Raw genomic sequence first — 20,127 nt, 5'->3', positions numbered from 1 at the left:
ACCATGCGAAATACCAGCCAACGCCGTGAATCCATCCTCCAAATGCTTGCCCAGCAGGGCTCGGTGCAAGTGACCGACTTGGTGGAAAAGCTCGGCGTGTCCGCGGTCACCATCCGCAGCGACCTGAATGCGCTGGAAGCGCAAGGCATGGCCACGCGCAGCCACGGCGGCGCGACCCTCACGCGCACGCCCCCGCTTGAACACACGATACGCCAGAAGGACGCCATCAACCACGAGCAGAAGGAGCGCATCGGCGCCTATGCGGCGCGGCTGGTGGAACCGGGCGACAACATCATCATCGATTCGGGCACCACGACCATCTCGCTGGCGCGCCATCTGCGCGACGCCACCGGCGTGACGGTGGCCACGAATGGCCTGAACATCGCATGGGAACTGGCCGACGCGCCCGGCGTGGACCTGATCCTCACGGGCGGCCTGCTGCGCAAGCAGTCGCTGTCGATCCAGGGCAGCCAGGCGGAAACCTGCTTGCAGGCCTACAGCTTCGACAAGCTGTTCCTGGGCGTGGACGGCTTCGACCTGCAGTTTGGCGTGACCACCCACCACGAAGCGGAAGCAAGCCTGAACCACAAGATGGTGGAACGGGCCAAGAAAATCATCGTCCTCACGGACGCCTCGAAGTTCGGCCGCGTCAGCCTGCACCGCATCGTGCAGCTGGACCGGGTCGATACCGTCATCACCGATGCCAGCATCAGCCAGGAGTACCGCGAAGGGCTGCAAAAGCTGGGCATCGAACTTTTTATAGCGGAATAACACATGCTGAGCGGCAGAATCCTTACCCCATCTGGCTGGATCACGGGCACCATCACCTTTGACCAGCGCATCGTCCAGATACAAGAAGACCCTGCCGCCGACAGCGCGCTGACCATCCTGCCCGGCTTTATCGACCTGCACGTGCATGGCGCGGCCGGCGTCGACATCATGGAAGGCGGGGACGCGGGCGCCACCGTGGCGCAAGTGCACGCGCGCCACGGCACCACGGCCCTGCTGGGCACCACCCTGACGGCCAAGGAACCCTCGATTTTGCGCGCCCTGCAAGGCCTGGCCGGCGTCATCGCCGAGCGTCCCGCCAACGGCGCGCGCATGCTGGGCGTGCACCTGGAAGGACCGTTCTTGAACCTGCACCGCCTGGGCGCGCAGCCGCCCGACGTGGTGCAGGCCAGCCTGGCGCTGGTGCAGCGCTTTCACGCCATCGCCCCCATCAAGGTCCTGACCATGGCGCCGGAAATCCCCGGCCATCTGGAACTGATCCCGCAACTGGCGGCCATGGGCATCCGCGTGCAGATCGGCCACAGCGCCGGCACGTATGACGAAGGCGTGGCGGCGCTGCAGGCCGGCGTCTCCGGCTTTACCCACCTGTACAACGGCATGACGGGCATGACGCATTACGACCCGGGCATGGTGGGCGCGGCGCTCGCGCACGCCGAATATGCGGAAATCATCCCCGACCTGCAGCACGTGGCCAAGGGCGCCCTGCGCGCGGCCCTGCGCGCCATCCCGCGCCTGTACGGCGTGACGGACGCCACTTCGGCCACCGGCATGCCCGATGGCGAGTACGGCCTGGGCACGCAGCGCGTCTACAAATGCCTGGGCTGCGTGCGCCTGGCCACGGGCTCGCTGGCCGGCAGCGTGCTGACCATGGACCAGGCCCTGCGCAATTTCGTCGACCTGGGCCTGGACCTGGCCGACGCCTCGAACCGCCTCTCGCTGTACCCGGCCGATTACCTGGGCGAGTCCGAACGGGGCCGATTGGCGGCGGGCGCCTGGGCCGACATCGTCGTCCTCGATGCCAACTTGCAGCCCGTGTCCGTCTTCGTCGAAGGCGCGGCCATCGATCTTTCCACCCGCTAGACCATCCACAACCTCAACCCCGTCCCGGAGTTACCATGCACGACACGTCACACAAGGCCCCCGTGTGGGCCATGCGCTACCTGCTATTTATTGCCGGCATGGGGGGATTGCTGTACGGCATAGATATCGGCATCATCGCCGGCGCCCTGCCCTACCTGGAATCGACGGCCTCCGTGGCCTGGAAACTGACGGCCCAGCAGTTGAGCTTTATCGTCGCCGCCGTGCTGCTCGGTTCCGTCCTGTCGTCACTGTTCGCCGGCGCCCTGGCTGATATCCTGGGCCGGCGCTGGGTGATGTTCCTGGCCGGCGCTCTGTTCAGCGCCAGCATCCCGCTGATCGCGCTGGCCGACGGCTACACGCCGCTGCTGCTGGGCCGCCTGCTGCAAGGCATCAGCGGCGGCTTGATCGGCGTCGTCGTGCCCCTGTACCTGGCCGAATGCCTGCCCGCGCAGCAGCGCGGACGCGGCGCCGCCCTGTTCCAGCTGCTGCTGACCATCGGCCTCGTGGCCGCGGCCCTGATCGGCCTGATGCAGGCGCAGACGGTGGAAACGGCCACGCAGGCCGCGCAAGCGTTGCCCGAAGCGGGCCGCGCCGCCGCCATCTTCACGGCCAAGGACCAGGCCTGGCGCAGCATCTTCTGGGTCTGTTTGACGCCGGGCCTCGTATTTACCGTCGGCGCGCTGCTGCTGGCCGAGTCGCCGCGCTGGCTGGTCCGCCGCGGCCGCATCGAGCAGGCGCGCCAGTCGCTGCTGCGCACGCGCCTGCCCGCCGCCGCCGACGTCGAACTGCGCGAGATGCAGGATACCCCCGAAAACGCCGCCAAGGCCGGCGGCAAGGCGAAAGACCCGCTGCTGAGCCGCCGCTACGTGCTGCCCTTCCTGCTGGCCTGTTTGATCCTCGCCTGCACGCAGGCGACGGGCATCAATTCCATCCTCGCCTATGTCGTCAATATCCTGAACCAGGCGGGCCTGTCGGGCGCCTCGGCCAACATGGCGGACGTCCTGCTGAAAGTGCTGAACGCCTTGATGACGGTGGTGGCCGTGCTGCTGGTGGACCGCAAGGGCCGCAAGTTCCTGCTGATGCTGGGCACGGGCGGCATCGTCGTCTCGCTGCTGGCGGCCGGCCTGCTGTTCCGCGGCGCCGAAGCCCACCTGGTCGACGTGCGCCCCGCCATCTCGGCGCAAGTGCAGGCGGACGGCCTGGCCTTGCAGCTCGATGCGGCCACCTTGACGGCCCTGGGCGCGGCGGCCGATGGCACGCCGCAGCAGCTGACCATCGCCTATGCCTACGGTCCGTTCACGAATGTGAAAAGCCTGCGCAGCGACGACCCCGTGCTGCGCCAGGTGACGATCGCCCGCGACGACGCCGTGCAGCCTGACAGCGTGATCGGCGTGTTCTTCCGCAAGCTGCACCTCAATCCGTTCGCCGACCCGGCCGCCGGTCGCGAGGCGCCCTTGCGCATCGAGAAGGCCAGCCTGGGTCCCGTGCCATCGTCCACGCACGGCTGGCTGGTGGCCATTGCCATCTGCGTGTTCGTCTCCAGCTTTGCCGTGGGACCGGGCGTGTGCGTGTGGCTGGCCCTGTCCGAACTGATGCCGACGCGCATACGCTCGAACGGCATGAGCATCGCGCTGCTGGTGAACCAGTTCGTCTCGACGGTGATCGCCGCCATCTTCCTGCCCACCGTGGGCTTGCACGGCTATTCGACCCTGTTCTTCTTCGGCGCCGGCTGCACGGTGCTGTATTTCCTGGCGGCCGCGTTTTTGCTGCCCGAAACCAAGGGCAAGACGCTGGAAGAGATCGAAGCGCACTTTGCAAAGTAAGCCAGAGTAACCAACTGTAGCAGTCTCCTTTACGGCCCCGGTCCATCATCCCGGGGCTTTTTTTTGCCTGCCGGACAAGTTTACAGGGCTGCCGCGCACGGCACTGTACGGTTTTCCTTCTGGAATCAAGGGTGCGTGGGCTAGAATCTGGCTGCGTCGTGCTACTCACGAGGCGGCAATGGCGCCATGACAAAAACCAACAGGAGACACAGTGAGCTTATTTAGAACCAAGAATTTGGATGACATGATTGCCCACAGCAAGAAACCGGGAGGTCTGGCGAAAGTGCTGGGACCCTTCGACCTTGTCCTCATGGGAATAGGCGCCATCGTCGGCACGGGCATTTTCGTGCTGACCGGCACCGGTGCGCTGACGGCCGGCCCCGCCCTGTCGCTGTCGTTCGTCGTGGCGGCCGTCGCCTGCTGCTTCGCCGCCCTGTGCTATGCGGAATTCGCTTCCACCGTGCCGGTCGCCGGCTCCATCTACACCTACAGCTATGCCACCCTGGGCGAGCTGGCCGCCTGGATGATAGGCTGGGACTTGCTGCTCGAGTACGGCCTGGCCGCGGCCGCCGTCTCCGTCGGCTGGTCCGGCTACTTCCAGTCGCTGCTGTCGGGCTTCGGCATCACCCTGCCCGTGGCCCTGACGGCCGCGCCGGGCGCGCTGCCCGGCGTGACGACCTTCATCAACCTGCCCGCCCTCGTCATCATGCTGCTGCTGACGGCCATGCTGGGCTGGGGCGTGCGCGAATCGGCGCGCCTGAACAACATCATGGTCGCCATCAAGGTGGGCGTGGTGCTGCTGTTCATCATCTTCGGCGCGCGCCACGTGCAGCCCGCCAACTGGCAGCCCTACATGCCGTTCGGCTACCACGGCATGCTGAGCGCCGCCGCCCTCGTCTTCTTCGCCTTCATCGGCTTCGACGCCGTCACCTCGGCCGCCGAGGAAGTCAAGAAGCCGTCGCGCGACCTGCCGATCGGCATCATCGGTTCGCTGGCCGTGTGCGCCGTGCTGTACGTCGTCGTGTCGGCCATCATGACGGGCATCGTGCCGTATCAAAAATTCCTCGGCGTCGACCATCCCGTCTCGCTGGCCCTGCAATATGCGGGCGAAAACTGGATCGCCGGCTTCGTCGACCTGGGCGCCATCCTCGGCATGACCACCGTGATCCTCGTGATGGCCTTCGGCCAGACGCGCATCATCTTCGCCATGTCGCGCGACGGCCTGCTGCCCAAGCGCCTGTCGACCGTGCACCCGCGCTTCCACACGCCGTTCTTCGCCACCTGGCTGGTCGGCATCGTGTTCGGCCTGATCGCCGCCACGATCCCGCTCAACATCCTCGCTGAGCTGATCAACATCGGCACCTTGGCCGCCTTCACCATGGTCTCCGTCGCCGTCGTGGTGCTGCGCAAGCGCCGTCCCGATCTGCCGCGCGCCTTCCGCTGCCCCGGCGTGCCGTACGTGCCGGCGCTGGCCGTGATCCTGTGCGTGGGCCTGATGAGCTTCCTCAGCTGGGTGACCTGGATGGCCTTTTCCATCTGGCTCGTGATCGGCCTGGTCATCTACTTCGGCTACGCGCGCCGCCGTTCGCTGCTGCATCCGCAACAGTAATCCTCCCGCTGCGCCATCGCAGTAAGATGGCGGTCTCGCAACCCTGCAGGCCGCCATCGATGCAACGCTCCCCCGACCTCATCAAACAGCTGGACCACAGCACGGACCAGCTCAAGCGCGCGCGCCTGCGCAGCATGCAGTGGCTGGCCGCCGGCTTGCTGCTGCTCGCCGCGCTGGTGTTTGCCGTGGCCCGCTCGCAGCGCGGCGGCCACCCGGCCTGGGGCTATGTGGAAGCGTTCGCCGAAGCGTCCATGGTGGGGGCGATCGCCGACTGGTTCGCCGTCGTCGCCCTGTTCCGCCACCCGCTCGGCATCCCCTTGTGGCATACGGCCATCATCCCGAACAGCAAGGCCGACATCGGCCGCAGCCTGGGCGCCTTCGTGGAAAACCATTTCATTACCGAGCAAGGCATCGCCGAGCGCATCGCGCAAGCCGATCCCGCCGCGCGCCTGGGCGCCTGGCTGGCCGACGAGGCGCACGCGCGGCAGCTGGGCATGGCCAGCGCCGGCGTGGCGAAACAGCTGCTGGCCATGGCCGACCACGACAAACTGGGAGACCTGCTGCGCCGGCAGGCCAGCAGCTATCTTGGACAATTGAACCTGTCGGACGTGGCGGCCGACTGCATCGACGCGCTGATCGCCGACGACAAGCCGCAGCAGTTGCTGGATTTTCTGCTCGACCGCGGCGCCGCCTACCTCGATGACGAGGCGCACCACGCGGCCATCGGCGACTTCGTCCTGGGCGCCTTCCAGATCGAGAACGCGCTGGTCAAAAAAGCCGTGAAAGCGTACGAGCCGCGCATGATCGCCTCGCTGCAAAAATTCGCCCTCGCCGTGCGCCTCGATCCCGGGCACCCGCTGCGCCAGCGCATCGCCGGCTGGATCGCCGACAGCGCGCTGCACCTGAAGGCCGACCCGCAGTGGCAGGACACGGTGCGCCGCTACCAGTTGCAGCTGATCGCCAGCGATACGGTGCAAGCGATGCTGGGCGACCTGTGGAAGCATATCAGCGCGCGCGTGCTGGCCGACCTGCACGCGGACCGGCCCGTGCTGGCGCAAGCCATCGCCAGCGTGGCGCGCAACACGGGCCAGGTTCTGGGCAAGGACGACCATGCACGTGCATGGCTGAACGGCGCCATCGTCGCCGGCAGCGGATCGCTGGTGCGCCGCTACCGGGGCGAAGTGGGCGCCTTCATCGCCGCCCGCCTGGACCTGTGGAGCAAGGAGGAAATGAGCGAACGCATCGAACTGGCCATCGGACGCGACCTGCAATTCATCCGCATCAACGGCACCGTCGTGGGCGGCCTGGCCGGTCTGCTCATTTACGCCGTCAGCCAGGCCTGGTAAGAACGCCTACCTGCCGAGGCCGCTGTCCGGCGGCGCCACGCACGACACGACGCCGCACATGGCGGTAAACGGCACCGGCACGCCGGCGCGTCCCGTGGCGACGCAGCTTGCCGCCGGCACCACGGCCAGCAGCAGGGTCAGGTAGCCGACCGTTTTCAGGCGCCGCGCGGACGTATGGCCGATGTCCGCGCCCGGCCAGCATGGATCTCCCTTGCCCGCCTCTACGCTGTTCCTTGCCGACATCTTCGTATGCATGGCCATCTCCTCTATCGACCGTTATGGGTATTGCCTCAGTGCATTTTGCTACATAAATTTACCAAATACAATAAATAAATTCACGGAAAAATCATTTTTCTTTTTTTGCGACACGCGAAATGGAGAAAAAAAACGCGGCGTCCAAAGGAGAACAGGGGAAAACAACAGGCTTCCCGCTTTGCGCGTCCTGAGCACGCCATCTCAAAAATCAAAATAAAATCATGATAATCACAATAATCGTTGAAATCATTTTTATTTGGTGTATGATGAGTCCAAAGGAGAACGCAAGGCAATGCCCTCGGCAGCCCGGTATCTCCGCCTTCGTTATAGGGGACAAGCACATGAACAAAATCCTGGCCTTGCGCCTGCTCGACGCGGCCGACGACGCGGCCGTCATCATCGATGCGGGCTCGCGCATCCGCTATGCGAACGACGCCATGTATGCGCTGAGCGGCTATGCCGCGGGCAGTCTGTCGGGCCAGCAGATCGAAGCGCTGCTGCCCGACGCCGTGCGCGAGCAGCATGGCGCACAGATCGGCGCCTACCTGGCCGGCCAAAAAAAGTCCCGGGTGCTGGGCCACAAGCGCCATTTCGCCATACGCCACCGCGATGGCACGATACTGCCCATCGTGCTCAAGGCCATGGATCTGGGTACCCTGGACGACGAAAACTTCATGGGTGCCTTTTTCATCGACCAGCGCCACGAGCTGGCCCTGGAACAGCAGAACGCGGCCCGCTGGCAGCAGCTGCAGCGCATCGCCCTGAGCGATCCCCTGACCCAGTTGCCGAACCGCCGCGCCTTCGAAATCGACGCCGTGCGCACGGCGGCGCGCGCGAAGCGCTCGGGCCACCCGATGACCATCGGCATCGCCGACATCGATTTCTTCAAGCGGGTCAATGACCAGCATGGCCACGCGGCCGGCGACGCCGTACTGCAAGCCATCGCCGCCATCATCCTCGCCCAGGCACGGGCGGCCGATGTCGTCGGCCGCGTGGGCGGCGAGGAATTCGGCTTGCTGTTCCCCCATACGGACCTGGCCAAGGCGCGCCAGGTGGCCGAGCGCATCCGCCTTGCCGTGGCCGCGGCGCAGGTCGACGTCGAGCACGCCTCCATCGCGGCGACGATCAGCATCGGCCTGGCGCCGCTGCCTGCGGACGGCGACTGGAAAACCGGCTTCACGCAAGCCGACGCCGCCCTGTACCAGGCCAAAAAGAATGGCCGCAACCGCGTCGAGCAGGCTTGAACGCCGCCCGGCCACCCTCGCAGTTTCATCCAACACGCAGCACCTGACAGGAGCAAGCACATGGAAACCACCACGACACATGCCGCGGCAGCGGGCCAACCGGCGCAAGCGGGCGCGCGGGAATTGCTCGTCTTTGGACTCAGCAGGGAAGAATACGCGGTCGACATCGGCCTGGTGCAGGAAATCCGCGGCTACGGCGCCGTCACCCGCATCGCCAATGCGCCCGCCTTCCTCAAGGGTTTCATCCACCTGCGCGGCAGCATCGTGCCGCTGGTCGACCTGCGCATCGCGCTGGGCCAGGCCGCACCCGCATACGACGCCTCGACGGTGGTGATCATCCTCGTCTTCGCGCACGGCGCCACCGGCATCGTGGTCGACCGCGTGGCCGACGTGGTGCCGCTGGCGCCGGCACAGATCAAGCCGCCGCAGCAGCTGCACGGCTCGGCCATGTCTGGTCACGTGACGGCCATCGGCGCCCTCGACGAGCGCATGCTGATCGTGCTCGACATGGACAGCCTGCTGACGGGCCTGGGCATGCACGCCACGGGCAAGCTGGCCGCCTGAGCCCGCCCTTGCCATCCCGTTCCACACCTGACCGCCACCCGCCGGAGGCACCATGAGCATCTTGATCGTCGATGACAACGACACCAACCTGAGCCTGCTGGCGACCCTGGTGAGCAAGGCCAGCAGCATCGAGACGGTCTGCATGAGCGATCCCGTCGATGCGCTGTACTGGTGCGCATCGCACGTGCCGGACCTCGTCTTGCTCGACTACCGGATGCCCAGCCTGTCGGGCAACGAGTTCCTCGGCATTTTCCGCAAGATGGGCGGCATGGCCGACATCCCCATCATCATGGTGACGACCGAGAACGACCGCGCCGTGCGCAAACAGGCCTTTTCGCTGGGCGTCACCGAGTTTCTCACCAAGCCCGTCGACACCATCGAGTTCAGCCTGCGCGTACGCAACCTGCTGGCCCTGCGCGCGGCGCAAACCATGCTGGCCGACCGCGCCAAGCTGCTCGAACACGAAGTGGCCCAGGCCATCGCCAACGTCACGGCCCGGGAGATGGAGCTGGTCACGCGCCTGGCGCGGGCGGCCGAATTCCGCGATCCCGAAACGGGCTCCCACATCATGCGCATGGCCCGCTACTCGGCCCTGATCGCCAGGAACCTGGGCATGGATGCGCCATGGCAGGACCTGCTGCTCAAGGCGGCCCCCATGCACGACGTGGGCAAGCTGGCCACGCCCGACCATATCCTGCTCAAGCCGGGGCGGCTGGACCCCGATGAAATGGCCATCATGCGCCAGCATGCGAAGATCGGCGGCCACATCCTGGCCGGCAGCGACTCGCCGCTGATCCGGCTGGCCGAGGAAATCGCCTGCGGCCACCACGAAAAATATGACGGCAGCGGCTATCCGGACGGGCTGGCGGGCGAACAGATACCGCTGTCGGCGCGCATCGTCGCCGTGGCCGACGTCTTCGACGCCCTCAGTTCGGAGCGCCCGTACAAGCCGGCCTGGCCCCTGGCGCAGGCGCGCCAGTACCTGGAACAGAACCGGGGCAGCCATTTCTGCCCGCGGTGCATCGATGCCTTCCTGGGCGCCTGGGACGAGGTGCTCGCCATCCGCGACAGCCTGCCCGATCCCGTCCAGCACGACGCCCACCCACTCTCGGCGAGGAGCCTGCCATGCGCGTACGACAACTGATCCTGAACGGCTATGCCGACTTCGACGCGGCACTGGCGCCGCTGGCCGCCATGGCGCCCGAGCTGGTGCTGGTCTTCGGCGCCTGCGCCTATTTTGCCGCGCCTGAACTGAGCGCGGCGCTGCGCCGCCAGCTGCCCGGCGCCGTCATCGCCGGCTGCTCCACGGCGGGCGAGATCGCCGGCAAGCGCGTCTACGACGACAGCTGCGTCGTCACGGCCATCGCCTTCGAGCACACCACGGTGGCCATTGCCGACGCCATCATCTGCGACATGGCCGACTCGCGCGACGCGGGCGAGCGCCTGGCGCAGGCCCTGCCGCAGGACGGCCTGGCGGCTGTCTTCATGCTGGGCACGGGCGTGGCCATCAACGGCAGCGCCCTGATCGCCGGCCTGCAGGCGAACCTGCCGCCGGGCGTGACGGTCTCCGGCGGCCTGGCGGCGGACGGCGGCGCCTTTCGCCAGACGTGGACCCTCGGTGCGCGCGGCGCGACCGACAACACCATCGTCGCCATCGGCCTGTACGGCGAACATATCCGCCTCGGCTACGGCAGCCATGCGGGCTGGGAAGCGTTCGGCCCCGCGCGCAAGGTGACGCGCAGCGTCGGCAACGTGCTGTATGGCCTCGACGGCGCGCGGGCGCTCGACATCTACAAGCTGTACCTGGGCGACCATGCGCGCGACCTGCCCGGCTCGGGCCTGCTGTTCCCGTTTGAAATGCTCACGGCCGCACATGAAAAAAGCAATGTCTTCCGCACCATCCTCGCCGTCGATGAGGAACAGGGTTCGCTGACCCTGGCCGGCGACATCCTCGCCGACGGCTACCTGAAACTCATGCACTCCAGTACCAACCGGCTGATCGACGGGGCCGAGACGGCCGCGCGCGGCGTCGAACCCCACGCCGATGCGGCGGGCGACCAGCTGGCATTGCTGGTCAGCTGCGTGGGCCGCAAGCTGGTAATGGGCGACCGGGTCGAGGAAGAGGTCGAAGCCGTGGCCGACCTGCTGGCCGGCGCGCCCTGCATCGCCGGTTTTTACTCGAACGGAGAAATCGGCATCACGCAACCGCATGGCGCATGCCAGCTGCACAACCAGACGATGACCGTGACTGTATTGAGCGAAGCATGAATCGCACGCTGGCACGCCAATTGAACCGCGTCTGCGCCATCGACTCGGACGCCGCCTGCGCCGCCCTGCTGGAACAGGCGCAAGCACTGTGCGGGCGCGCGGACACGCCGCCCGAACTGGCCGGTTTCCTGGCCGGCCTGCCCGCCCTGCTGCAGCGCATCGACGGCGCCTACGAACAGTCCGAACGCGACCTGGAGCTGCGCTCGCGCAGCCTGGAACTGAGTTCGACTGAACTGAGCATGACGAATGACCTGCTGCGCGCGGAGCTGGCCAGCCGCAACCGCGTGATCCAGTCGCTGCGCGTGGCGGCCGTGCGCCTGCTCGACAACAACGATTCCGGCCTGCGCCTGCCGCAGGAAGACGATATCGAGGGCCTGTCGGCGCTGCTGGCCGAGCTGGTGGCGCAGCAGGAACTGCGCCGCATCGAATTGCTGAACCAGCGCTTTGCCATGGACCAGCACGCCATTGTCAGCATCACGAACACGGCCGGCGTCATCATCTACGTCAACGACAAGTTCTGCGCCATCAGCGGCTTCGCGCGCGAGGAACTGGTGGGCCAGACGCACCGCCTGATCAATTCGCGCGCGCATCCGGACGCCTTCTTTGCGCAGATGTGGCAAACCATCACGGCCGGCCAGGTCTGGCACGGCGAAATCTGCAACCACGCCAAGAATGGCCAGCAATACTGGGTCGACGCCACCATCGTGCCCTTCCTCGACGCGGCCGGCAAGCCCTATCAGTACATCGCCATCCGCACGGAAATCAGTGACAGCAAGCGCATGGCCGAGACCATCGCGAAAAGCGAGCGCGAATACCGCAACGTCGTCAACAGCCTCAATGAAGTGGTCTTCCGCACGGACCTGCACGGCGCCTGGACCTTTCTCAACCCCGCCTGGCACACCATCACCGGTTTTGCCATCGCCGACAGCCTGGGCAAGAACATCCTGCAATTCGTCGAGCCGCGCGACCGCGACCGCGCCGACGCCGGCCTGTCCCAGCTGCTGGGCGGCCAGGTGGACAGCATGCGCCATGAGGCGCGCTACGTCACCTGCGACGGCCAGGTGCGCTGGATCGACGTGTGCGCGCGCGCCGAACGCGATGGCCAGGGGCGGCTGGCCGGCACCACCGGCAGCCTGACGGACATCACGGAGCGGCGCCAGGCGGCGCGCGAGCTGCGGCACAACCTCAACTTCGTCGACGCGCTGATCGAAACCATCCCGATTCCCTTGTACCTGAAGGATGTGCAGGGCCGCTACCTGCGCGCCAACCGCGCCTTCTGCGCCTTATTCAACCTCGACCAGGCGCGTATCCTGGGCCTGACGGTGGCCGACATCCTGCCGCGGCAGGAAGCGCAGGATGTGCGGCAGCACGACCTGGACCTGCTGCAGGACCGGGGCAAGCAGACGTATGAAGACCGGCTGAGCATCGGCGCGCGCCAGGTCGATGTCCTGTTCAGCAAGGCGGCCCTGCTGAAATCGGACGGCAGCCTGCACGGCCTGGTGGGCACCATCGTCGACATTTCCAGCCAAAAGGCGGCCGAGCGCGCCCTGCTGCTGGCCAAGGAAGTGGCCGAATCGGCCAGCCGCTCGAAGAGCGAATTCCTGGCCAACATGAGCCACGAGATCCGCACGCCGATGAACGGCATCCTGGGCATGACGGACCTGGTGCTCGATTCCGAGCTCGACGCCCACCAGCGCAAATACCTGGAAATCGTCAAGGCCTCGGCCGACGCCCTGCTGTGCATCATCAACGACATCCTCGACTTCTCGAAGATCGAGGCGGGCATGCTGACCCTGGAAAGCATCCCCTTCGACCTGCGCCGGCTGCTGCAGGAAAGCATGCGCGCGCACGCCATGCGGGCACAGGCCGGCGGCCTGGAACTGGTGCTCGACGGCGACCCGGCGCTGCCGCACACCCTGCTCGGCGATCCGGGCCGGCTGCGCCAGGTGCTGACCAATCTGGTCGGCAACGCCATCAAGTTCACGCCGCATGGCGAAGTCGTCGTCAGCGCCCGGCTGCGTGCCAGCGGCGATGACGTGACCCAGCTGCGCCTGTGCGTGCGCGACACGGGCATCGGCATCGCGGCCGACATGCAGGAAGCCGTCTTCGACGCGTTCCAGCAGGAAGACGGGTCGACCACGCGGCGCTTCGGCGGCACGGGACTGGGCCTGTCGATCACGCGCCGCCTGGTGACGATGATGCAAGGCAGCATCGGCCTGACGAGCGAACTGGGCAAAGGCAGCTGCTTCACGGTCGACCTGGCCCTGCCGGCATGCGAGCAGCAAGCGCCGCTGGCGCCGTTTGACGCCTCGCTGGCGGGACGCGGCATCCTGCTGGTCGACGACAACCCCGGCAGCCTGACCATCCTGCGCCGCATCTTCGAGCACAGCGGCGCCACCGTCACCGCCTGCGAATCGGGCGAGGCGGCGCTGGACAGCTGCGCGAGCGGCTTGCCGGCGGACTGCATCATCATGGACTTCGCCATGCCCGGCATGAACGGCTTCGACACGGCAGCGGCGCTGGCCGCCCTGCCCCACTGGAGCCAGGTGCCCATCGTCATGCTGTCGTCCTGCGGCAGCCTGGGCGACGCGGCGCGCTGCCGCGAACTGGGCATCGGCGGCTACCTGCTCAAGCCCGCCAGTCCCGAGGAACTGCTGGCCACCACCATGAGCGTGCTGGGCACCTGCCGCGACATGCCCGGCGCCGCGCCTGCGGCGGCCCGCCACCGCGAGCAGGAAGGCATGCCCGGCCTGGAGATCCTGCTCGTCGAGGACAACGCCATGAACCGCGAACTGGCCACCGTGCTGCTGTCGAATGCGGGCCACCGCGTCACGCATGCGGAAAACGGCCGCATCGCCCTCGATCGCCATGCCACCGGCCATTTCGACCTGATACTGATGGACTTGCAGATGCCGGAAATGGGCGGTTTCGACGCCACCGCGCACATACGCGCGCGCGAAGCGCAGGGCATGCCCAGGAGCGTCATCGTCGCCATGACGGCCAGCGCCTTCGAAGGCGACCGCGAACGCTGCCTCGCCAGCGGCATGGACGACTACCTGTCCAAGCCTTTCAGCACCGCCGCCTTCCAGAGCCTGATCGAGCGGCACGCGCGGCAAATCAGCGGGCAGACACGGCCACCCTTCGGCTACGGCGCCGCGCTGGAACTGGCCGACGCCGACGTGGTCGGCATCATCGGCGCATCGTTCCTGGCCAGCTTGCCGGCGCAGCTGGACGCCCTGCGCGCGGCCCTGCTGGCGGGCGACCGGGCCAGCGTCAGCCGGCAAGCCCACACCCTGGCCGGCTTGCTGGCCAACTTCCGCGCGACGCCGGCCGTCGCCATCGCCGCCGCCATCGAGCGCGAAGCGGCAAAGGCGCCGCAGAATGCGCTGCTGGCGCGGCTCGCCGCGCTGGAAGAGCAGTTGGGGGGCTTTGTGCAGGAAACGGACGCGGCCATCCGGGCCGCCAGCGACATGCTGCACGCATCCGGCCAAACTTGATGTAGATCATAATTTTTTGAACAAGCTCTTGCTATCCTGTAAAAAAATGACAGGGAGCACCGGATGAGCAAGACGCAGCCGAGCGATGCGCAGCAGACAGTGGAGCATGAGCGCCTGGGCAGCGCCTGGCAAGGGGTGCCCGCGCCCGGCTATCCGGAAAGCGCGCCCGAAGGCGCCACCCTGGACTTGCTGCTGAACGCCTGGCTGGGCAAGTTTACGGGCGGCATTTCGCCTGCCGCGCTGGGCAACGCCTATGCCGACTGGCTCAGCCACCTGGCGCTGGCGCCGTCGAAGCAGCAGGCGCTGCTGCAGGAAGCGTGGAAGAAGATCGGCCGCTGGCAGCAATATGCCCTGCAATCGGCGCTGCCCGGTGCGGCTTCGGAAACGCCGTGCATCGCGCCGCTGCCGCAGGACCGGCGCTTCGACGACCCGGCCTGGCGGCGCTGGCCGTACAACCTCGTCTACCAGGGATTTTTGCTGCAGCAGCAATGGTGGCACCGCGCCACCACGGGCGTGCGCGGCGTCGCGCCGCACCACGAGGACGTCGTCACGTTCACCGTGCGCCAGTGGCTCGACATGCTGGCGCCGTCGAACTTCATGCTGACCAATCCCGTGGTGCAGCAAGCCACCATGGAAAGCGGCGGCGCCAACCTGGCGCGCGGCCTCGTCCACGCGGGCGAGGACTGGCGCCGCGCCGCCATGGGGCCGTATGCGCCCAACACGCGCCGCTACAAAGTGGGCGAGAACGTGGCCGTCACGCCAGGCAAGGTGGTCTATCGCAATGACTTGATCGAATTGATACAGTACGCGCCCACGACCGCCACGGTGCATGCCACGCCGCTGCTGTTCGTGCCCGCGTGGATCATGAAGTTCTATATCCTCGACCTGTCGCCGCACAATTCGCTGGTGCGCTACCTCGTGGGACAGGGTCATACGGTGTTCATGATTTCCTGGAAAAACCCCACGGAAGAAGACCGCGAACTGTCGCTGGAAGACTACCGCCAGCTGGGCGTGATGGACGCGCTCGACGCCGTTGGCCGCATCACGGGCGCGCCGCAGGCGCACGCTGCCGGCTACTGCCTGGGCGGCACCCTGCTGGCGATCGCCGCCGCGACCATGGCGCGCGATGGCGATGCGCGCCTGGCCAGTATCACCATGCTGGCTTCGCAGGTAGACTTCAAGGAACCGGGCGAATTGTCGCTGTTCATCGACGAGAGCCAGGTGAGCTTCCTGGAAGCGGCCATGTGGAAGCAGGGTTATCTCGATACGAAGCAGATGGCGGGCGCCTTCCAGCTGCTGCGCTCGAACGACCTGATCTGGTCACGCCAGCTGCGCCATTACCTGCTGGGCGAAGATGAGCAGGACAGCGACCTGATGGCGTGGAATGCGGACGCCACGCGCATGCCCTGCCGCATGCACTCGGAATACCTGCGCCGATTGTTCCTGCACAACGACCTGGCCGAAGGCCGCTACCGCACGGCGGGCCGCCACATCGCCCTGCCCGACATAGCCGCGCCCATCTTCGCCGTCGGCACCTTGACGGATCACGTGGCGCCGTGGCGTTCCGTGTACAAGCTGCATCTGCTGACCGATACGGACGTCACCTTCCTGCTCACCTCGGGCGGCCACAACGCGGGCGTGGTCTCGCCGCCGGGCCAGCCGCGCCGCAGCTACCAGCTGGCCACGCACGGCCACGATGCGCCCTACGTCGACGCGGACAGCTGGCAGCGCGACGTGCCGCACCGCGACGGCTCGTGGTGGCCCGCCTGGCAAGCCTGGCTGGCGCAGCGCTCCGGCGCGCAAGCGGCGCCGCCGGCCATGGTGCCCGACCTGGGCGACGCACCGGGCCGCTACGTGCTGCAAACCTGATCACCGACAACCGAGGAAAACGCCATGCCCTACACCACCCTGCTGGTCCACGTCGACAATTCCCGCCACTGCGCCCAGCGTATCCGCCTGGCCGTGCGCCTGGCCGTCGCCGAAGGCGCGCACCTGATCGGCTCGGCCATGAGCGGCATTTCGCGCTACGCGTATGGCGGCGGCGTCAACGCGCTGCAATTCGCGCCGGCGCAGATGCAGGCGCTGCGCACCCAGGCCAGTGAGGCCTTGCACGACTTCGAGCGCATCGTCCGCGAGGAAGGACTGGGCACCTACGAAACGCGCTTCGTCGACGACGACGCGCAAGGCGCGCTGCTGCTGCAGGCACGCTATTGCGACTTGCTGATCCTGGGCCAGACGGACGCGCAGGATACGCCGTCGCGCGTCATCGCCGGCACGGCCGAATACCTGATGCTCCATTGCGGACGGCCCGTGCTGATGGTGCCGCACGCGCCTTCCGCCACGCCGGCGGGCGCCGCCCGGCATCCGCTGCTGGCCTGGAACGGCAGCGCCGAAGCGCTGCGCGCCATCACCGATGCGCTGCCGCTGCTGCAGCAGGCACGGCAAGTCACGCTGGCCGTCGTCAATTCGCACGCCCAGCCGGCCGCGCATGGCGAGCAGCCGGGGGCCGACCTGGCACTGTACCTGGCGCGCCATGGCGTCAACGTCGAGGTGCTGCAGCACGACACGCCGCCGGGCCAGGACGTGGGCACGGCCCTGCTGGCCATGGCGGCCCAGCGCCACTGCGACCTGGTCGTGATGGGCTGCTACGGCCACATGCGCCTGCGCGAAGCGCTGCTGGGTGGCGTCACGCGCACGGTGCTGCAGGACATGACGGTGCCGGTACTGGTGTCGCACTAACGGCCACGGCCACGGGCCTGCGCATCACGCGCCGCCCAGCAGCTCGCAAAAACGCTGCATGTCGACGTTGCCGCCGCTGATCAAGATGCCCACGCGCTTGCCGCGCAGCTGCTCTTTCATTTGCAGGGCGGCGGCGAAACCGAGGCAGCCCGTCGGCTCGATCACCAGCTTCATGCGCGAGGCGGCAAAGCCCATGCGCTCGACCAGCTGCGCATCGCTGACCGTCAGCACGTCGTCGACGTCGCGCCGGATGATGGGGAAGGTGATGTTGCCCAGGTGCTGCGTCTGCGCGCCGTCGGCGATGGTCTTGGGCGTGTCGATGTGCACGATCCGCCCCGAGCGGAACGATTGCTGGCCGTCGTTGCCCGCCTCCGGTTCCACCCCATACAGCTTGCAGGCGGGCGCCAGCGCGCGCGTGGCCAGGGCCGATCCGGCCAGCAAGCCGCCGCCGCCCAGGCAGACGAAGAAGGCATCCAGCGGTCCCGTTTCCTCGAACAGTTCCCTGGCGGCCGTGCCCTGGCCGGCGATCACGTGCGCATGGTCGTACGGCGGAATCAGGGTCATGCCCCGCTGCTCGGCCAGTTCGCGGCCGATCTGCTCGCGGTCCTGCGTGTAGCGGTCGTACAGCACCACGTTGCCGCCATAGCCGCGCGTGGCGGCGATTTTCGCGGCCGGCGCATCCTGCGGCATGATGATGGTGGCGGGAATATCGAGCAGCCGGGCCGACAGGGCGATCGCCTGGGCGTGGTTGCCCGAAGAAAAAGCCACGACGCCGGCGCGGCGCTGCTGCGCGTCGAACTGCGACAGCGCGTTATAGGCGCCGCGAAACTTGAAGGCGCCCATGCGCTGCAGGTTCTCGCACTTGAAAAAGACTTCGGCGCCAAACTCCGCGTCGACCGTGCGCGAAGTGATGACGGGCGTCCTGTGGGCATGGCCCGCGATGCGGCCGGCGGCCGCCACCACGTCGGCGTAGGTGGGAAGAGTCGGGTTCTGCATGCTGTGTACCTTTCAAAAAGCGGGCAATGGCCCTACCACGGCCAGGAAATGTCGATGTCGATGCCGGCGGCCGCCGCCCGGCCATGGACCAGGCGCGCAACGGTCAGGTCTTGCAGGGCCAGGCCTGTCAGATCGAGCAAACTGCGCGATAAAGCCTTTCCATTCGGCTGGCCGCATGATCTGCTCCCACGAGGAGCACGCCATGCGCCAGCCCGACGACAGGACACCGCATTTCCACACCCGCAGGCAGGTGCTGCTGGGTATCACGGCCCTGGCCGCGCTGTCCGCCTGTGGCGGGCGATCGGGCGCCGCCAGCGTCACGGACCGGCAGGTCGCCGCCGCCCCCGACGTCAGCCTGCATGTGCGCGACTGGCCATCGGCAAAGGGTTCCGGCAAGCCGCTTCCCACCGGCGCTGACACCTATGCCCCCACCACCCTGGTGGCCGACCTGCTGGCCGTGCTCGACGCCTTGCACATCAAACGCATCATCCTGGCCGGCCACTCGATCGCCGGCAACGAACTGACCCTGTTCGCCGGCAGCCACCCGCAGCGCGTACGGGGACTTGCCTACCTGGACACGACCTGGGATTACCTGGCCCTTGGCGGCCATGAAGAACCCACGCCTTCCTCCCTGGACGAACCGCAGCCCGGCCCCGCCGACCTGGCGTCGATGGCCGCCTCGATCAACTTTGCCAAACGCCTCAACAAGCAATGGTGGCCGGCGCTGGAAGCGAACTGGCGCGACAGCCTGGACGTGCTGCCCGGCGGCGCCGTGCGGCCGAATGCCCCGCCCGCCATCGCCACGGCCATGCACATGGCCGCGCACAATCTTTCGCCTGACTACCGCCGCGTGCGCGCGCCAGCGCTGGTCATCACCGTCGATCCCGGTAGCTTGCGCAATCTGTTTCCTTGGCTGTTGCAAGCCGATCCCGCTACCTTGGCCGCTGCGCAGGAACAGCTGGACTTTTTCCGTCCGCTGCGTCTGGCCGACGGCGAGCGCCTGGCCGCCGCCCTGCCCGGCAGCAAGCATCTGCTCATCCACAACGGCTTCCACGGCGATTTCTTCATCGAGCATGAAAGCACCGTGGTCGATGCCATCGAGGCCATGCGCTGGGAAGGTCTACAATAGGCATGCAGCTGCCCGCCGCGCAGTGAGCAGTCTATCCCCGCGCGGTCTTCGCCGTTTCCCTCGCCCAAGGAGTACTCGCATGAGCAAGCAAGCCACCATCGTCCTCGTCCACGGTTTCTGGGGCGGCGCCGCCCACTGGAGCCGCGTCATTGTCGAATTGCGGCGCCAGGGCCACACGGCCATCCGCGCCGTCGAACTGCCGTTGACGTCGCTGGCCGACGACGCCGAGCGCACGCGCAAGATGGTGGCGCAAGTCAGCGGTCCGGTGTTGCTGGTAGGACACTCCTACGGCGGCGCCGTCATCAGCGTGGCCGGCAATGCGCCCAATGTCGCTGGCCTCGTCTACATCGCCGCCTTCGCGCCCGACGCGGGCGAAAGCCCGGGCAGCATCACGCAGGAACACCCGCCCATCGGCGCGGCCAGCCTGGAAGGCGACAGCGACGGCTATCTGTGGGTGAAACCCGAGCAATACCATGATAGCTTTTGCCAGGACCTCGACGCGGAAGAAGGCGCCGTGCTGGGCGTGGTGCAGAAAGCGCCGCTGGCCAGCACCTTTGGCGACACCGTCAGCGACCCGGCCTGGAAGCATAAGCCCAGCTGGTACCAGATTTCCAGCGCCGACCGCATGATTTCCCCCGTCAACCAGGACCGCATGGCGGCGCGGCTCAATGCGCGGAAAGTCATCACCTTGAATGCCAGCCACGCCTCGCTGGCGTCGCGCCCCGTCGAAGTGGCGGCGCTGATACTCGAGGCGGCAAACGCGGTGGCAGGCGGCTAAGCGTGCTCCG

The 20,127-nt window shown here is 67.1% G+C and carries 16 protein-coding genes; 14 read left to right on the top strand and 2 right to left on the bottom strand.

Features of this window, described 5'->3' with window-relative positions; translation table 11 throughout:
- The first annotated feature begins 3 nt into the window (after nt 1-3).
- From CLU90_RS03410 to CLU90_RS03390, 5 genes are all read left to right on the top strand, one after another.
- A complete protein-coding gene (locus CLU90_RS03410) occupies nt 4-771 on the top strand; it encodes a DeoR family transcriptional regulator (protein WP_034751280.1) in 768 nt (255 codons plus the stop codon).
- Nucleotides 772-774: 3 nt separating this feature from the next.
- Nucleotides 775-1,869: an N-acetylglucosamine-6-phosphate deacetylase gene (locus CLU90_RS03405; RefSeq protein ID WP_092716301.1), complete on the top strand. Its 1,095-nt coding sequence runs from the start codon at nt 775-777 to the stop codon at nt 1,867-1,869.
- Nucleotides 1,870-1,904: 35 nt separating this feature from the next.
- Nucleotides 1,905-3,692, top strand: coding sequence for an MFS transporter (locus tag CLU90_RS03400; protein ID WP_092716299.1), 1,788 nt, complete (start codon nt 1,905-1,907; stop codon nt 3,690-3,692).
- Between the two features lie 211 nt (nt 3,693-3,903).
- On the top strand, nt 3,904-5,301 hold the full coding sequence (locus tag CLU90_RS03395) for an amino acid permease (protein WP_092716297.1): 1,398 nt from the start codon (nt 3,904-3,906) through the stop codon (nt 5,299-5,301).
- A gap of 59 nt (nt 5,302-5,360) precedes the next feature.
- Entirely contained in the window at nt 5,361-6,647 is a 1,287-nt protein-coding gene (locus CLU90_RS03390) for a DUF445 domain-containing protein (RefSeq protein WP_100427191.1), read from the top strand.
- Nucleotides 6,648-6,653: 6 nt separating this feature from the next.
- On the opposite strand, the gene CLU90_RS03385 is transcribed toward CLU90_RS03390, so the two are convergent.
- Complete coding sequence (locus CLU90_RS03385; protein WP_157808721.1) at nt 6,654-6,902, bottom strand: hypothetical protein; 249 nt, start codon at nt 6,900-6,902, stop codon at nt 6,654-6,656.
- 341 nt (nt 6,903-7,243) lie between these two features.
- Between CLU90_RS03385 and CLU90_RS03380 the strand changes: the two genes are divergently transcribed.
- The 7 genes from CLU90_RS03380 to CLU90_RS03350 all read left to right on the top strand — a co-directional run bounded on the left by CLU90_RS03380 (nt 7,244) and on the right by CLU90_RS03350 (nt 17,214).
- Nucleotides 7,244-8,146 (top strand): GGDEF domain-containing protein, encoded by a 903-nt coding sequence (locus tag CLU90_RS03380; protein WP_198511136.1) that lies wholly within the window; start codon nt 7,244-7,246, stop codon nt 8,144-8,146.
- A 60-nt stretch (nt 8,147-8,206) separates the two neighbouring features.
- Nucleotides 8,207-8,710, top strand: coding sequence for a chemotaxis protein CheW (locus CLU90_RS03375; protein ID WP_100427188.1), 504 nt, complete (start codon nt 8,207-8,209; stop codon nt 8,708-8,710).
- A 52-nt stretch (nt 8,711-8,762) separates the two neighbouring features.
- Nucleotides 8,763-9,854: an HD domain-containing phosphohydrolase gene (locus CLU90_RS03370; RefSeq protein WP_100427187.1), complete on the top strand. Its 1,092-nt coding sequence runs from the start codon at nt 8,763-8,765 to the stop codon at nt 9,852-9,854.
- On the top strand, nt 9,836-10,978 hold the full coding sequence (locus CLU90_RS03365; RefSeq protein WP_100427186.1) for an FIST signal transduction protein: 1,143 nt from the start codon (nt 9,836-9,838) through the stop codon (nt 10,976-10,978). Before CLU90_RS03370 ends, CLU90_RS03365 begins: the two co-directional genes overlap by 19 nt.
- Nucleotides 10,975-14,475 (top strand): PAS domain S-box protein, encoded by a 3,501-nt coding sequence (locus CLU90_RS03360; protein WP_198511135.1) that lies wholly within the window; start codon nt 10,975-10,977, stop codon nt 14,473-14,475. Before CLU90_RS03365 ends, CLU90_RS03360 begins: the two co-directional genes overlap by 4 nt.
- Before the next feature lie 63 nt (nt 14,476-14,538).
- The gene (locus tag CLU90_RS03355) at nt 14,539-16,344 is read left to right on the top strand and encodes a PHA/PHB synthase family protein (RefSeq protein ID WP_100427184.1); all 1,806 of its coding nucleotides are present in this window, start codon (nt 14,539-14,541) and stop codon (nt 16,342-16,344) included.
- A 24-nt stretch (nt 16,345-16,368) separates the two neighbouring features.
- Nucleotides 16,369-17,214, top strand: coding sequence for a universal stress protein (locus CLU90_RS03350; protein WP_092716278.1), 846 nt, complete (start codon nt 16,369-16,371; stop codon nt 17,212-17,214).
- A 24-nt stretch (nt 17,215-17,238) separates the two neighbouring features.
- Here CLU90_RS03350 and CLU90_RS03345 read toward each other — a convergent pair whose 3' ends face one another.
- Entirely contained in the window at nt 17,239-18,210 is a 972-nt protein-coding gene (locus CLU90_RS03345) for a threo-3-hydroxy-L-aspartate ammonia-lyase (RefSeq protein WP_100427183.1), read from the bottom strand.
- A 175-nt stretch (nt 18,211-18,385) separates the two neighbouring features.
- Here CLU90_RS03345 and CLU90_RS03340 point away from each other — a divergent pair, with 175 nt between their 5' ends.
- Together CLU90_RS03340 and CLU90_RS03335 are read left to right on the top strand one after the other, a co-directional pair.
- Nucleotides 18,386-19,339 (top strand): alpha/beta hydrolase, encoded by a 954-nt coding sequence (locus tag CLU90_RS03340; protein WP_157808720.1) that lies wholly within the window; start codon nt 18,386-18,388, stop codon nt 19,337-19,339.
- A 79-nt stretch (nt 19,340-19,418) separates the two neighbouring features.
- Nucleotides 19,419-20,117: an alpha/beta hydrolase gene (locus CLU90_RS03335; protein ID WP_100427181.1), complete on the top strand. Its 699-nt coding sequence runs from the start codon at nt 19,419-19,421 to the stop codon at nt 20,115-20,117.
- Nucleotides 20,118-20,127: the final 10 nt, after the last annotated feature.

This window comes from Janthinobacterium sp. 67, assembly GCF_002797895.1.
In the GTDB taxonomy this organism is placed as follows: Bacteria; Pseudomonadota; Gammaproteobacteria; order Burkholderiales; family Burkholderiaceae_D; genus Janthinobacterium.
Note: the sequence above shows the minus strand (reverse complement) of the source record. Positions and strands in the feature narration are given on the sequence as shown.

Bases quoted from the DNA above. Each gene is read 5' to 3' on its own strand.
- CLU90_RS03410 (WP_034751280.1), top strand. From the start codon at position 4: ATGCGAAATACCAGCCAACGCCGTGAATCCATCCTCCAAATGCTTGCC.
- CLU90_RS03365 (WP_100427186.1), top strand. From the start codon at position 9,836: ATGCGCGTACGACAACTGATCCTGAACGGCTATGCCGACTTCGACGCG.
- CLU90_RS03335 (WP_100427181.1), top strand. From the start codon at position 19,419: ATGAGCAAGCAAGCCACCATCGTCCTCGTCCACGGTTTCTGGGGCGGC.
- CLU90_RS03370 (WP_100427187.1), top strand. From the start codon at position 8,763: ATGAGCATCTTGATCGTCGATGACAACGACACCAACCTGAGCCTGCTG.
- CLU90_RS03375 (WP_100427188.1), top strand. From the start codon at position 8,207: ATGGAAACCACCACGACACATGCCGCGGCAGCGGGCCAACCGGCGCAA.
- CLU90_RS03380 (WP_198511136.1), top strand. From the start codon at position 7,244: ATGAACAAAATCCTGGCCTTGCGCCTGCTCGACGCGGCCGACGACGCG.
- CLU90_RS03350 (WP_092716278.1), top strand. From the start codon at position 16,369: ATGCCCTACACCACCCTGCTGGTCCACGTCGACAATTCCCGCCACTGC.
- CLU90_RS03345 (WP_100427183.1), bottom strand. From the start codon at position 18,210: ATGCAGAACCCGACTCTTCCCACCTACGCCGACGTGGTGGCGGCCGCC.
- CLU90_RS03340 (WP_157808720.1), top strand. From the start codon at position 18,386: ATGATCTGCTCCCACGAGGAGCACGCCATGCGCCAGCCCGACGACAGG.
- CLU90_RS03400 (WP_092716299.1), top strand. From the start codon at position 1,905: ATGCACGACACGTCACACAAGGCCCCCGTGTGGGCCATGCGCTACCTG.
- CLU90_RS03360 (WP_198511135.1), top strand. From the start codon at position 10,975: ATGAATCGCACGCTGGCACGCCAATTGAACCGCGTCTGCGCCATCGAC.
- CLU90_RS03390 (WP_100427191.1), top strand. From the start codon at position 5,361: ATGCAACGCTCCCCCGACCTCATCAAACAGCTGGACCACAGCACGGAC.
- CLU90_RS03385 (WP_157808721.1), bottom strand. From the start codon at position 6,902: ATGCATACGAAGATGTCGGCAAGGAACAGCGTAGAGGCGGGCAAGGGA.
- CLU90_RS03355 (WP_100427184.1), top strand. From the start codon at position 14,539: ATGAGCAAGACGCAGCCGAGCGATGCGCAGCAGACAGTGGAGCATGAG.
- CLU90_RS03405 (WP_092716301.1), top strand. From the start codon at position 775: ATGCTGAGCGGCAGAATCCTTACCCCATCTGGCTGGATCACGGGCACC.